This is a genomic window from Flavobacterium sp. (genome assembly GCF_031422135.1).
GTDB lineage: Bacteria > Bacteroidota > Bacteroidia > Flavobacteriales > Flavobacteriaceae > Flavobacterium.
In genome coordinates, this window is record NZ_JANOQD010000126.1 from 13,853 (window position 1) to 29,090 (window position 15,238).

Genomic DNA, 15,238 nt, shown 5'->3' on the forward strand with positions numbered 1-15,238 from the left:
TTGGTTGCAAATATATATATTAATTTTAAAAAAGCAACATTATTTTAACATTAATTTATTGATTAATAGATAGCTAGCCATAGTGTATTTGACCGAATTTTAATGCGTTTAAACGTTAGAATATTCCGTATCCCAATCATTTCCATCATCACCTTTTTGTCCATCCATTTTAATAAGGAAATTTTTTGCTGGAAAATAAGGTTTTAATCTAATATCAACAAATATTCTATCTTTTTGATTTAAATCTTGTTCAAATCTTTTAATTTCAAAATCTTCAATTAGTTTACCAGGGCCTGAAACGCTGTCTAAGAATTTAACAATTTGACCTAAAATTTCTTTCTTTGTTATGGCATTAAAATTTTCAAAGGCTCTTCTGTTTAAGAAGTCCATAAGTACTTTAGTTACATAATCAAAAACACGAACTACAGAATACGTTTGTAAACCTAAATTATCGCCACTAAAAAGTGTTTTTCCGGAGAAAGCCATTACTTTACCATATTCATTAACCATAGGTATTAAACCTAAGCTTTCTAAATTAGCAATTTCACTTTTCTTTAAGTCAAACTTAACACCGTCCACTTCGTTTATTCCACCAAATTTTTTACCTGCCGTAATTTGCGACATAAGCGTGTTGTACACTTTACCCGCTAATGCTGCTGAAGGTGGTAAATATAAATTGTCTTCTTCGTCGATTTCATCGTGTTTTCCTCTACCTACTAGCCAGTTACACGCCATCATAACATTTGATCTGTAGGTATCGCCTCCAGTTAGATTTGAAGCTTCAAACATTTCCATAACATCATCCGGTTCGTCTAAATGTTGAAAATCGGTAATCAGCATTACTTTGTTTTCATACGCAATTTTAGCCCATTTTTCAATTACTTTATTGGAACCTAAATAACCTGGAATAACTAAAATGGAATAATTTTGTCTTAAATCCAGTCTATCAAAACCATTTACTAATTCAGCTTCAATATTATCAATAAATCTTGAATTGTCTAAATCTTTTAATTGATCTAGTTCAGCATTCATTATGGATATGTTTTTTAACTTACTTTCTTCGGTATTTTTATAAAATAATGAAAGAGTTCTGTAACTTTCTTCAAGCTCTTTTGCATCAGCAACAGCTTGTGAAAGGTTCTTTTTTAATATAATTTCTGATTCATCAGATTTTTTTGAACATTCGTTTACTAAATCGACCAGATTGTCTGACTCTTGTAATGTATCTTTCCAAAGTTGCAGTACTTTTTTTAAATTTTCTCTTTCTGCTTTTTTACTGCTTTCGGTTAAAAATATATTTTTTCTAGCCTTTCTTTCGGGACTTAGATTTTGAATACCATCAATAGAGCCTTCAAGTAAATCGAATCCTCCAAATTCTATAAAACCTTCTAATGATTGCTCGAGCGAACGTGAATCAGCTATTTTAACTTCCTTACTATTAGCTACTTCTGATTTTGAACTTTCTTGATTTGCCATAATTTATTTGTCTTATTTATTTGATTGATCAATTTCATTAATTAAAGAATCTAATGCTTCGATCATTGATTTTTTTGCTTCTGCATCTTGCAAGGCTAATTTTAAAATTTTATTAGTCTTAAGTTGTTTGATCATTTTTTTGTATTGTTCGCTTTTCGTTTTTAAATCACCTAAAAATGGGCTTTGTTCAGTCATACCGTTTAACGAAAAATCGCCAATATTTTTAAAAGCTAATTCTTCTTTTACGGTTTGACCTTTGTCATCTTCAAATGCAACATTAATTTTAGGGTCAAAATGCGCAAAAACCTCATCCATATTTTTTAATCCCGTAACAATTTCTGGTCTTGTTGGAGTTTTTGTGGTTAGTTTCTGTGCAATAAGTGTTTTGTTTCCTGGAATTTCAGTGATACCTTCCTGTCCTTCAACTCGTACTTCGTTACCCCCTATTCCGAAATTCCCTGTAAATCTTTCTGCCATAATGTTAGTTTATTTAATTGTGTTATTTATAATTTAAATTTATGAAAGTTATGCATTGTTCATTATCCTTTTGAATAGATACTTTCCTTATCTTAATCTTTTCACCTCGAATTTCCTCATCCAGTTCTTTAAGTGATATTGTTTTTTTATCGTTAACATTTACTTGTGGCATTGCATCTTTACAAAAATAATTTGAAAAAGATTGAAATGTAATCAAGTCTTGCGAAATACCAACTAATCCTCTTACAAGTTGTTCTTCGTCCATTCCTTTAATTTTTGGACCTCTTTTTTTAATTGGACCTACAACAACATCGGGTTTAACTTGATTTACTTGTTTTGCTTTAGTTACAAAAACATCTATCTTTTTAACATGATTGTAATCTCCATTGACAACAAGTGTTACGCTTTTGTTTCCATCAGTTTTGTATACATAGCTAGGATTCTTACTAGTTGCATCAACAGAAAAGCCTTTTGTATCTCCAAAACGCCATTCCCATGTCTTCGCATTTGGTGTTAGGTCTTGAAATGTTACCTCTTGACCTTGAACAATATTTCTTGGAGCATTGAATTTTGGGTATAAAGTTGCATCGAGCTCTTTTTTCCCAGGAATTATAGTGATTAATTTCTCAATAGTACAATTGTCATTAATTATTAATTTCACATTATAATTACCTGCTTTTTCAAAAGCATGACTTACTTTAGATAAGTATGCTATTTTGCTACCATCTCCAAAATCCCATTTCCAGTCATACGACTTTTTTGTAGTATCTGAGAATACTATTATTCGACCCTCTTTATATGAGGATGTTTCTACATTGAATGTTTCTACATTGCAATTTGATTGCATTTGCTTTTTTACTATTAAAAGTAGACATGAAAATATAAAAATTAAAATAAAAAATGTAATAACCTTTATGTCAAAATGTGTTTTTATTTGTGAAGTCTTATTCATTAAAAAATTAGGTTTAAAAATATTTTTTTTCAAAATTATAAAAATTCTTCTTGGTTTTACTTTTTTTTTCTTAAAATTATTATTATTTACCTTTTTTTTTATTTAACATTAAATATTTTACAAACATTTTTTAAGAAAGGCAAATTTATTTTTAGTCAAATTTGTTTTATTATAATAGGTTAAGTCATAATTGTCTTTTTAATAAAAAACACTAATTTTGCAATCAGTTGCAATAATCTATGTTTAATTGCCTTTCAAAATTTTGAATACGAATAGTATTGAAATATTTTAAAAAAAAACTTTTTATTTTATAATAAAAAAATTATACATTTGGAATCACTAAAATGTTTGTAAATTACTTATTTTTTTATGTAATTTACGATTAGTTAAAAAAAAATATTATGATTAAAAAATTAGGACTTGTTCTATTAATAGCATTTCTTTTTGTAGAATGTAAATCAAAAAAAATTGACCCGTTAACCAACGGAGAGGTTGAAAGTATTTTGGGAGTTGCCCCAAAATCGTATACTTATGATAAAAAATTAACAGACGAGGATAAAAAATATTTTGCGGACAAACTTGACGTAAAAGTTGAAGAAATAACCAATAAAAAATTATATATTTTTATAAAAAGTTGGGAAGAAACCACCTATTTATATGGAGGTGAGGATAAAAACGGGATAGATTGTTCTGCCTTAATGCAACGTTTGTACAAGCATGTATACAATGCAAATTTGCCAAGAACTGCTGCGGATATGGCTTTTTATAAAAAAATTAAATTGCACGATCCTGTGGATGAATTAAGAGAAGGCGATTTAGTTTTCTTTAGAAATAATGATGAAAAATTATTTTCTCATGTTGGGGTTTACCTAGCTAATGATAAATTTTTTGCAGCAAGTTCAACAGATGGGTGCTCGATTTCGAGTTTGAAAAAGCCCTACTGGAAAAAATACTACAAAGCATTTGGTAGATTGAAGAAATAAAATTTATGATAAAAAATGCTTCGGTTTTAAACAATCATAGAAATTTAACCTCTTTTGATTTAAGGGTTGAGTTGCTTTTTGATGCTATATTAGAAAATAATACGGAGGATAGCGATATAGTAATCAAATCAAGGGGTCTTTTTTATAGAAAATTCAGTAAAGACAGAATGAATGTCTCACTTGATGCTTTAAATAAGGAGATTATAAATATTGATATTAGTCGTGATGGTTTTTATGACGTTTTACCAGAAAGAATATCTCATAATTCAAGAAGCAGGGAGTTAATAAACGATGCTTCCCAAGAGTTCAAGATTAGAAAAAAAGAAGAAAAAGAAGCAAGGCATTTTTTTAATCCAATTGAAAATGAGCTTTTTAGATTCAGGCACATTATTGAAAAATATGAATCTGATTTTTTTTCAAAAATTAGTTCAAATGGCATTGCGGATATCATTAAAATGATTCTTGTTGTAGAAAATACAATTCCAGATCCACTTGTTGTAAAAATATTTTATGCTTTATTAAAGCAAAACAAAAGCTCAGATCAGAGTATTGACTCAATTTGCAAAATTTTAGAAGATATGCTTAACGAAAAAGTCAGTTATCATATTAGTAATATAAAATTGGAAAAGGGTTATGATGTAATTGAAAAATCTACGGATTTAATTATGGGTATCAATACAACACTTGAAAGTAACCAAGAAATATTTTTGAAAAAGTACAATTTTAGCATAGGACCATTAAAAAATTCTGAAAAACTTCAAAATTATTTTTTAAATCAAACGATGGAAATATTTTTAACAACTTTTTTTAACCTATTTTTACCATTTCACGTTCAATATTCATTTAAGATTAATTTAAATTCAGAAGATGAGCAATTTGAACTTGGTCAAAAAAATTACAAATGTAGATTAGGAATTTCAACAAGATTATAATGCGTAGATATTTAAGTAAAATAAACGGGGGAGAAGCAATGATTTATGTGTTTTTAATTATAGCAATTGCTATGGTTATCACTATTTTAATTAGCTCAAAAACTCCAAAATTAAAAGAGGATAAAAAAAGTTACATTATTTATATAATTGTTCAAGCGCTGATTTTTTTGCTTTTTGGAGGTATTTTATACAACCTTAAGGACACTTCAGTAATGCAACGCTTTGTATCGCTGCAATTTTATTTTGGGTTTGCAGGAACAATTCATTTGTACTTGTTTCATACCAATTTCAAAAAATTTGATTCTAAAAAAAATTATACTGAAATTTTTATAGCATTTGTGTCAGCATTCTATCTGGCTGCATTTGTGGCGATAATTGCAGGATATTTTAATGAATTACCCTATTTATATTATTTAATAGGAACTCTTTTGTTTTTTACAATTCCTACATTAACATATTCATTATTTGAAGCTGCAATTTCAATCCCAGTAAAGTTGCACAAAAGATGGTTTTACCCATTAAATACTAAATATCCATTGCCACAAGCTTCAGAAATGAGAAATATTATAATTCTGAATTTAGTTTTTCAAAAAAAGGAGGATGATAATCAAATAATAAATTTTAAAGTAAAAGCACCTAAAGCAATTGATTACGGTCGTCTTTTTTATTATTTCATAAATGATTACAACGAAAAAAATCCAGTAGATAAAATCAAATATGTCGATGATAAAGATCAACCCTACGGATGGTATTTTTATACAAAACCAAAATGGTTTGGTTCATCACAATATATTGATCCAGAAGTAGCTATCGATGCTAATAATGTTAAAGACGGCGAAACAATAATTTGTCAAAGAATATAATTATAAAATTATGGCAGAAAACATCAAACACTTTCCAGTAAACTGGATTGAAGGAATGAAAATCAATAAAAATCATTTTATTGAATTGCAAGATAATGTTGAAGATTTGATTCGTGATGCAAGAAATCTAGAAGTAAACAATCTTAACTATGGTTTATTAAGTTCCAACTTAACTAGCCCGTTTCAATTTGCAATTTCAATCGATACACACAATGAATTAAGTGTTGATATTAAAATGCTTAAAGCGGTAACTCCTGGTGGTGGAAGAATTGAAATAACTGATTTTACAGGTTCTTTTTCAGAAAAAATTGATTTAAAAAAGATGAGTTTGACTGAAAATAATTATTTCTTAATGCTAAATGTTGATCCATATCAGCGTATTCCTTCGGGAGAACAAAATATGGAAGAAATTCCACCTCGTTTTCCTTATGCTGTTTCTAAATATTTTTTAACTACTGTTGTTGAGAGTGAAGTAAATCAAAATAATATTGGTTCATTACAATTTCCAATTGCAAAATTTGCATCAACTTCGGAAACATGTGAAATATTAACCAACTATATCCCACCATCTTTGACGGTCAATAGCCACCCGAGCTTGGTAAGTCTATTTGAAACATATGATATGTTTTTCAAACAACTTGAATTTAATTCCGTACAAATTGTTCAAAAAATTAAGTTCCGAAACAATAATGATGATAAAAACGTTATTGCTGATATGGTTCATGAAGCTTGCGATAAAATTTTAAGACACGTTGAGCAGCATATTACTCATAACAAATGGACTAATTTCAGTATAAAACCAATGACGGTTTTAGAAAATAATGTCAGCTTAGCACGAGTATTAAAGAATTGTTTCGACACTTTTTCTGGTGATGGTAAAGAAATGTTGTTCAACTATTTTTCTGAATGGACAGATACTAAAAGTGGTGATTTTGAAAGATTATTTTCAGATACCATCAATATTAAATATAAAGCTTTTGATATTGAAGAAACTATAAGTTTAGTGACTTACTTTATCTCAAAAATGGACAACTTGTTTTCAATATTAAATCAACTAGATTATATTGGTAAAAAACGGGATACTGGTATATTTGTAAACGAAAATGTTCTTAAAAACGACAAAATAAGTTCAAGTATATTTGGAACAGATACTAAAAATGACAAAACCCCTAATTCATCACCCTCTTTCTTAGCAGACTAAATAAATTATTATGGATATTTTAAATAAAAAAGAACGTAACTCCGCATTTATAATGTTTTTACTAATGTTTGTAGTAACTACAGGTGTTTTAATTTTTGCCTTATTTTTTGACTTCAGACTTCCTCTTAAAGAAAACGAAGTTTTAAAATCTGAAAATGAAAAAATAGTTAAAAACTTTAACTATCAAAAAGAGTTTTCAGAAAAGTACCAGCACATTTGTAAACTAATAGATTCATTGGATAAAACTCCTGAACAATTTCCTTATTTAGAACAAACAATCAGTTCCGAATTAGTTGATTTACAAAAAAAGGCAGATTCACTTGAAGTGGATTCAAAATTGTATGGAAACGTAATTTTGTATACAAACAAGTTAGTTCAATCAAAAAAGGTATCAACTCAAACAAACGATAGTCAAGGTACAATTGATAAACTAACGGAAGAAAATAAAACATTAGAAAACAAGAGCAATGATTTAAGTATGAAATTGCAAATTTGTGAACAAATCAATAAAAACTAAGAATTTCAAATATGGAATCAGAAGATATTGCTCAAATAATCCACATTGCAAAACGTTATGCTAAAGAAAGTTTAAACAATAAATACTCATCAGCACATATTGTTAAAGCACTTTTGAATCCACAATTTGATTTTTTAAAAGAACTCGATTCTAAAGGTATTGATGTTTTTTATATTGAGGAATGGGCTGAAATCCGTATTAGTGAACTGCCTAAGGCTTCAAAACCAAATGATGATCCAGCTGCAGATGAAGGAGCGATTGCAATATTTGAAGAAGCTGAAATCATTGCTGCAAAACACAATAGAGAAGTTGATTTTGCTACATTACTTATCACATTAGTAACTCCTGGTATTGGTTTTAATCACGATCAATTGAAATCCTTGCCTGTAAATGCAGCTACTTTAACATCTATTTTTGTTGATGGTACAGTTTCTCCTCAAAACGGGACAAACTCTTCAGGTTCACAAGCAACAGGAAATTCTTCTATTTTAGAAAAATATTGTGTTAATAAAATAGCTCAGACAAAACAAAAACAATCAATTCCTATGATAGGAAGAGATGAAGAGTTGAAAGTAATTACCGAAATTTTAAACAGAAAACTCAAACCTCACGTTATTATCACTGGAGAACCTGGTGTTGGAAAATCAACATTGGTAGATGGTTTTTGCAATAAAATATCTAATAAAACAATTTTAACGTCATTCAATAATGCTTCTGTTTTTGAAATTGTAATCGGTTCATTATTCGCTGGCGCATCCTATAAAGGCGAAGTAGAAGACCGACTTCAGAAAATATTTAATGAACTAAAAAGATACGACAAACCTATTGTTTTTATTGACGATATTCATGAATTGTTTGATTCAAATCAAGGTTCAGGAATTGGAAGTATTATAAAATCAGAATTGTCAAAAGGCGATATTACTTTTATTGGGGCTACCACAACAGAAAAATATCGTAAAACACTTGGCAAAGACGATGCATTATCTCGCCGATTTGAAACATTAGAACTTCAAGAGCCTGTTCAAGATTTAGCTTTTAGAATGATTCACAATGTTATCGAAAATTATCAACAACATCACGATTTTACAATCGATGAGGAAGGAATTAAAGAAGCAATTAGACTTTCTAAAAGATATTTAAAGGAGAAATCATTACCCGATTCTGCTTTAGATCTTATTGACAGAACGATGTCGTCATTAAAAGTGGCTAAAGAAACCATAAAAAAAGAACTTCCAGAATTGAAAAAGCAAGTTTCTGATTTGGCTTTAGCAGAAGTAAATGACGAAACTTTAGAAAAAATAGATTGGCTTCATATTGATATTATAAAAAAATCAGGAAAATTATTCAATGAAGCAGATGAAAGTATTACAATTTTCCCAACATTAACAGATAGTTCCCAAAAAATTTCACATATTAGTGATTTATTAGGACAATTAGAACTTCTTGAAAAACAAGAGAATGCCGTTCTTGCCTCTCATTTATCATTAGTAGTTTCTGGTATAACTGGAATTCCTGCTGGAAAAGTAAAATCTGATGAAAGAGAAAAGTTATTAGAAATAGAATCAACCCTTAAACAAAGGGTGATTGGGCAAGATCACGCAGTTAAAGTAGTTTCGGATGCTATTTTAGAATCCAGATCTGGACTTACAAAACCTGGTCAGCCAATTGGGTCTTTTTTCTTTCTAGGTCCAACGGGTACTGGTAAAACGGAATTAGCAAAATCAATGGCAGACTTTTTGTTTGGTGATGAAAATGCTATTATCAGACTGGATATGTCTGAATTTAAAGAAGAACATTCAGCAGCCTTATTATATGGAGCTCCTCCAGGATATGTAGGGTATGAAGAAGGTGGATTGTTAGTAAACAAAATACGACAAAAACCATATTCTATTGTATTGTTTGATGAGATTGAAAAAGCACATAAATCAGTATTTGATGTTTTTCTTCAAATACTAGACGAAGGAAAATTGCACGACAGATTGGGTAAAGAGGGAGATTTTTCAAATTCAGTTATACTTTTCACTTCGAATATTGGTTCAGATTTTATTGTCAAATCTTTTGAAAAAGATGTAGTTCCAAAATCAAATGACTTAATTCAGTTGATGACGGGCTATTTCCGTCCTGAGTTTTTAGGTAGATTGACAGAAATTATTCCGTTTGCACCTATTAATGTTAAAAGTGTTTCTAGGATTTTTGAAATCCATTTAAAGAAAGAATTACTTCAGCTTTTAGAAAAACTGGACATTACATTAGAAATAGATCAAGAAGATAAAGAGAAAATTGCACTTTTGGGTTTCAGTAGCGAATATGGAGCAAGACCTATTAAGGGAACAATTCGTAATCAACTCAAAAGACCTCTTTCACGTATGATAATTGCAAATGAAATTCAAAAAGGGGATAGGCTTAAGGTAAACTTAACAGAAGACAACGAAATTAAATTTACCAAAATAAATGAAGGAACTCTTTTATAAAATACCATTTGATTTTAGAAAATTAACCATTGGCGAAGACTCTAGGAAAATTACCCTTGAAGAGTCATTAGCTGAATATATTGCGCTTATCATAACCACTATTTTTGGGGAGTACAAATACGATTTAGATTTTGGAACAATTATTTGGGAAACCGATTTTAACTTGCTGGCAAATCCAACTCAATTAAAAGATCAAATAAAAGAGTCAGTTCACGAAAAAGTAAAAAAGTATGAACAACGATTGATTGTTACAGATGTTACATTGTCAGTTGTTGAAGATACCATTAGTTCAGATCATAACATACGCGTCAAGAAACGCCTTGACATAGTAGTTTACGGCATTATAAAACAAACCAATCAGCCTTATTATTATCAAAGCTCCTATTATATGGCGCCTTTTTCAGTTAAGTAAAATATAATTTATGAATCAGTTATCAAAAGATCAAATAAAAGACCGATTACTTAAACGTGCAGCAAAACATTGGGGCTACTCTGATGTTGAGTTGGAAAACGTTTTTGATCCCATTGTAAATCTTCTTTTTGATGTTTGTGCCAAAGAATTAGAAAAAATATCCAACGAAATTTTTTCAAGCAGACGGCGTATAACTGAAAGACTTATTGATATATTAACACCAACAGCTTCTACAAAAGCAACAGCAGCTAGAGGCATCTTAAAAGCATATCCTGTTGAAAATGAATCGGTATTGCATAATTATCATCAGTTTTATTTTCAAAAGAAAGAAATAAATCCATATAATCCAACGGAAAGTGTTATCAAAAGTTATTATTTTGGACCAACAAAACCTATTAAACTAAATCGTAATAAAATTAACTATGTGGTGTTACCAAATGGTGTACAACAAGTTATAAAAGATCAATTTAAAGAATTAACAAGCAGTAAGAACTATAAAAACCCTACACCTCACGGTACTATTTGGATCGGTCTTCAACACGAAGGCGATGGCGTAATAAGAGATTTGATGTTCTATTTTCATTTAAAAAATTTAGAGCATAAAAACATATTTTTCAATTTTTTGCCACGAGCAAAATGGTTTTTGAACGATACGGAACTCACTATTTCAAAAGGTTATAATAGTGATGCCAAAACAGAAGCGGAAGAAACGGCTTTGATGCAACAAGATTTTTATCATATCGATAAAGCTCAAGATCATATTAATGATTATTATAAAGATAATTTTTTGACGATAAAAGACATTATAAACATTTCGGACGATGATTATAAAGTTCCAGCTGATTTTGAAAATTTTATTCCTATTGAAGATTTAAAGAAAATAAAAGAAGATAAACTTTTATGGCTTAAAATTGTATTTCCAAATGTTGTTGGGCCGCATATTCTTTCCGAAATTTTTTGTGCCAATAATTGTTTTCCAGTAATAAACAAAAAACTAAACGAAACTCAAGGAAGTATCAAAGATATTTTGAACATATATCCTCTTAATTTGAATCAGGAATATTTTCTGGAATTATTTTCAGTTTTAAATGACAAAAATAAAGAATATGATATTGTAAATATTGACGAATCAAACGATGAAGATTATGCGTATTTGAGATTTGGTGGAATTGCAAGATTTGACGAACGGAATGCTACTGAAGAAATAAATTATTTAATTGATTTAATTAGAGACGAAGCATCAGCATTTTCAAGACTTGGAAATGATTTTACAGATAATAATTTGAAAGAAATCAATCAAATTATATCAAGATTCAAAAATAAAATTTCACAAATAGGGATTCAAAATTCAAACAATCCCTATTTGATTTTGAATTCAAATAGTAAGAATGAAAAAGGTACTTTGTTTGTAAAATATTGGACCACTAATGGTGAAAGTGCAAACAAAATAAATACTTTTTCAAAATTTGCATTGCACAAAGGTTCGGATTTTGACAAAGACAGCATTCAATTATTATCAACTACAAAAGGGGGTAAAAATGAATTAACAAACTCTGAAAAAATATATGCGTATCGTGAGAACCTTATTTCAAATCAAAGAGTTGTTACACGACAAGATATAATTATACTTTGTAAAAATCATTACGGAGATTCAATTGAAAGTATTGAAGTTAAAAATGGTATTCAAACCAGTTTAGATAGCAATATTGGATATGTACCAACCATTGATATTTATTTGGTAAAGAATAAATCAAGCTTGTTTAATGAGGATGAATGGGAGTTTTTAAGAGAGGATGTTAAATTACTTATTGAAAACAGAGCTATTAATATTGTCCCGTTCAGACTCATCTATAAAGAGTAAAAACCTAATTATTTGATTTCGCTTCAAGTTTAAGAATGCAAAACTGTTTTATAAGTTTTAGTTTTCTGTATTAACCTATTTATATAAAAATCTAAAATCATTCAGATTGGTATTATATTTAAGTAACGAAATATTCTTTTTTCAGTCAATTCAAAACTGATAAAAACAATCAATTTTCACTTTAATTTTTTTGTTTAAAAAAAGAAATAGTAGCTAAAAAAATCTATAGTTTATTCAAAAAATACAAAATTACATTCAATATGTAAATGTTAAGCATTTGATAATCAAGCAGTATTTAAAATGTATTTCCATAACTTTGTTATAATTATTCTATATTAAAAATTTATTAAATGGCTAAAATAGGAGTATATATAACTGGTTTGGGAGAAACTTTCCATCAGGAATCGGTAGAGAAATATGCTACTAGATTTAGAAATGAGTTGAGTTATAATTCAATAGGGGCAATTTTTGAAATAAAAACTGAAAAAATTGACTATCAAGAAGGAAAGCAATCAACAGTAGTCAGTATAATAGAAAAAAAAGACACTAAAGAAAATGTAATTTACAAGTTTTATGATTTTAAATATCGAGAAATATTAATTGAAAAATTCAATAAATACAATATTTTATATAAAAATGTACTCTTATTTGTATTAGTCGTCAAAAAGTTCCCCATTTTATTAAAAAGACTTTTTTTTTACAATGGTTATAATAGAACTGGTCAGACTTTTTACATATTTTTAATTTTTCTGATAATTTCTTTAGCCATACTGTTTATGATTCCATCTGCAATTATTGCATTTATGGCATTGACGACTAAATTAACCGAAATTCAATTGCCTTTTAAAATAGCAAACATAGATTTAACCTATTTTAGTGTGATGTTTGTAATGCCATTAACCACATTACTTCTATTAATAATTCCACGATCTAAGGAAATAGTTACTTCATTAGCAACCGAGTTTGCTTGTGTTGACAGTTATATTCAATATGGCGATCAAAGCCAACTTATTTTGGGTAATTTGGACTTACTCATAGAATATATTTCAGAAACAAATATAGATTCAAAAATACACATACATAGTTACAGTTTAGGAAGTATTTTAGCTCTGGATTTGCTCTATCCCATTGGCAATGTACCTTCAATAAACACAAAAAAAAGTATCGAATTGTTTATAACCATTGGAACTCCTTATGAATTTATAAAAGCCTATTATACCAATTTTTATACCAATAGATGTTTAGAAATGGATGAAAAATTAAAATGGATAAATGTGTATTCAATATCCGATGCATTGGCTACAAATTTTAAAAAAGACGGTACAATTGGTGAGTCAGAATTTGGCATAGAAGGTTCTTCTTTAAAACCTATAAATATAAATTATGAAATTTCTCCAATACAAGATTTTAGTCTAATCAATTTTATAACACTTTATCATCTTAAAATTCACCAATATTATTGGGACGCATCAACAAATGGGCAAAGTTGTATGAGAATGGTTTTTAATAAAATGAAAGAAGAAGAATTATTTTAAAAAAAGGACTAAATTTTTATTTTAAAATTCTTCTCAATCGCTTTAATCATTTCGCCAGCAATATCTTTGTGCGTAGCGCCTTCAATACCTTCTAATCCTGGTGATGAATTAACTTCTAACAATAATGGTCCTTTTGAAGAACGAATAATATCTACACCAGCCACTTTCAAATCCATAGCTTTAGCCGCTTTTATAGCAATTCTTTTTTCTTCAATTGTTGGTTTTATTATAGATGCCGAACCGCCTAAATGTATGTTGGCTCTAAATTCTCCCGGCAAGGCTTCTCTTTGCATAGCGGCTACAACTTTACCATCTACTACAAATAACCGCAAGTCTTTACCATTGGCTTCTTTGATAAATTCTTGAACTAATATATTGACATTTAAACTCTTAAAAGCATTAATTACCGATTCGGCAGCTTTTTTGGTTTCGGCCAAAACAACTCCTTTTCCTTGCGTTCCTTCTAGTAATTTTACGATAAGTGGCGAACCACCCACCATTTTTATCAAATCGTCAGTATCTAAAGGGGAATTGGCAAAACCTGTTGTAGGAATATCAATGCCGTGATTTAACAACAATTGCAAGGAGTACAATTTGTCACGAGATTGTGTAATGGCAGCCGATGAGTTCAAACAAAATACTTTCAAAGCCTCAAATTGTCGTGTCAAAGCACAACCATAAAAAGTAATACTAGGACGAATTCTCGGGATTATAGCATCAAAATCGTCTAAAACTTTACCACCTCGATAATGAATTTCAGGTTTAGTGGCATCCAGTTTCATGTAACATTCTTTGATGTTCAAGAAAAACATTTCGTGTCCACGCATTTCACCAGCTTCGATAATTCGTTTGTTACTATACAATTCTGGATTACTGGCTAACAAACCTATGCGTAAACCCGTTTTTATTTCTTCCGAGCTTTTATAGTTTTCTTTTATAGTTTCAGCAGATGGCTGTTCTAGTACATATTTTTGTTCAGGATCAACCAATAATCGTCCGCTCATAGCTTCACGACCCAGAAGCATTCTAAAACCCATTGAATCTCGATTGGTCAATGTCATTTCTATATTCCAAGATTCTTCCCCAATTTTAAGATGTGTTTGTATTACATAACGCTGCTCCCGATAACCGCTAGAGCTTTTTACCACACGTTTGTCAATCAATTTTGCTTCGCAATGCTTCACCGCTTTGGTGTTGTTTTGAATTGGGTTAATGTCAAATTTCACCCAGTTTTCGTTATCACGAATAAAAGGCGAAATATTAACCGCATGCAAGGCTGATGTTTTGGCACCAGAATCGATTCTAGCTTTAATGTACGGAATGTTCAAATCAGGAAACGAGAACCATTCTTCGCTACCAATAATGACTTTGTTTTGTAACATAATATTGTTTGACATTTAAAAAATCAAAAGTAAATATTTGAATTAATAAAAGTGTTTTTTTTAAATAAAAAAACCAATATTTTAAAAACAATACTCTTACAGTTGTCTAGAATTTTAAAACCAGAAATGAAAACACATTAAAACAACCAGTTTTAAACAATACATAAACCTATACA

13 protein-coding genes are annotated in these 15,238 nt (G+C 29.3%); 9 read left to right on the forward strand and 4 right to left on the reverse strand.

Annotation, left to right across the window (positions count from 1 at the left end; translation table 11 throughout):
* Positions 1-108 precede the first annotated feature (108 nt).
* From RMO70_RS16580 to RMO70_RS16590, 3 genes are read right to left on the reverse strand one after another with little or no spacing between them, the layout of a single operon-like run.
* Positions 109-1,476, reverse strand: a complete 1,368-nt coding sequence (locus RMO70_RS16580; protein ID WP_310557559.1) for a DUF5458 family protein — start codon at positions 1,474-1,476, stop codon at positions 109-111.
* Positions 1,477-1,488: 12 nt separating this feature from the next.
* On the reverse strand, positions 1,489-1,953 hold the full coding sequence (locus tag RMO70_RS16585; protein ID WP_310557560.1) for a hypothetical protein: 465 nt from the start codon (positions 1,951-1,953) through the stop codon (positions 1,489-1,491).
* 22 nt (positions 1,954-1,975) lie between these two features.
* Positions 1,976-2,800 (reverse strand): PKD domain-containing protein, encoded by an 825-nt coding sequence (locus RMO70_RS16590; RefSeq protein WP_310557561.1) that lies wholly within the window; start codon positions 2,798-2,800, stop codon positions 1,976-1,978.
* A gap of 506 nt (positions 2,801-3,306) precedes the next feature.
* On the opposite strand from RMO70_RS16590, the gene RMO70_RS16595 reads away from it, so the two are divergent.
* The 9 genes from RMO70_RS16595 to RMO70_RS16635 all read left to right on the forward strand — a co-directional run bounded on the left by RMO70_RS16595 (position 3,307) and on the right by RMO70_RS16635 (position 13,680).
* A complete protein-coding gene (locus RMO70_RS16595; RefSeq protein WP_310557562.1) occupies positions 3,307-3,888 on the forward strand; it encodes a C40 family peptidase in 582 nt (193 codons plus the stop codon).
* 5 nt (positions 3,889-3,893) lie between these two features.
* Complete coding sequence (locus RMO70_RS16600; protein ID WP_310557563.1) at positions 3,894-4,820, forward strand: hypothetical protein; 927 nt, start codon at positions 3,894-3,896, stop codon at positions 4,818-4,820.
* Positions 4,820-5,683, forward strand: coding sequence for a TssN family type VI secretion system protein (locus tag RMO70_RS16605; RefSeq protein WP_310557564.1), 864 nt, complete (start codon positions 4,820-4,822; stop codon positions 5,681-5,683). Before RMO70_RS16600 ends, RMO70_RS16605 begins: the two co-directional genes overlap by 1 nt.
* Before the next feature lie 10 nt (positions 5,684-5,693).
* The gene (locus tag RMO70_RS16610; protein ID WP_310557565.1) at positions 5,694-6,884 is read left to right on the forward strand and encodes a hypothetical protein; all 1,191 of its coding nucleotides are present in this window, start codon (positions 5,694-5,696) and stop codon (positions 6,882-6,884) included.
* A 10-nt stretch (positions 6,885-6,894) separates the two neighbouring features.
* Positions 6,895-7,401 (forward strand): type VI secretion system TssO, encoded by a 507-nt coding sequence (gene tssO, locus RMO70_RS16615; protein ID WP_310557566.1) that lies wholly within the window; start codon positions 6,895-6,897, stop codon positions 7,399-7,401.
* A gap of 11 nt (positions 7,402-7,412) precedes the next feature.
* Positions 7,413-9,872, forward strand: a complete 2,460-nt coding sequence (locus RMO70_RS16620; protein WP_310557567.1) for an ATP-dependent Clp protease ATP-binding subunit — start codon at positions 7,413-7,415, stop codon at positions 9,870-9,872.
* Positions 9,853-10,284, forward strand: a complete 432-nt coding sequence (locus RMO70_RS16625; protein ID WP_310557568.1) for a GPW/gp25 family protein — start codon at positions 9,853-9,855, stop codon at positions 10,282-10,284. Before RMO70_RS16620 ends, RMO70_RS16625 begins: the two co-directional genes overlap by 20 nt.
* Before the next feature lie 10 nt (positions 10,285-10,294).
* Positions 10,295-12,145, forward strand: coding sequence for a hypothetical protein (locus RMO70_RS16630; RefSeq protein WP_310557569.1), 1,851 nt, complete (start codon positions 10,295-10,297; stop codon positions 12,143-12,145).
* Between the two features lie 350 nt (positions 12,146-12,495).
* Positions 12,496-13,680, forward strand: coding sequence for a hypothetical protein (locus RMO70_RS16635; protein WP_310557570.1), 1,185 nt, complete (start codon positions 12,496-12,498; stop codon positions 13,678-13,680).
* An 8-nt stretch (positions 13,681-13,688) separates the two neighbouring features.
* Here RMO70_RS16635 and rimK read toward each other — a convergent pair whose 3' ends face one another.
* The gene (rimK, locus tag RMO70_RS16640) at positions 13,689-15,062 is read right to left on the reverse strand and encodes a 30S ribosomal protein S6--L-glutamate ligase (RefSeq protein WP_310557612.1); all 1,374 of its coding nucleotides are present in this window, start codon (positions 15,060-15,062) and stop codon (positions 13,689-13,691) included.
* Positions 15,063-15,238: the final 176 nt, after the last annotated feature.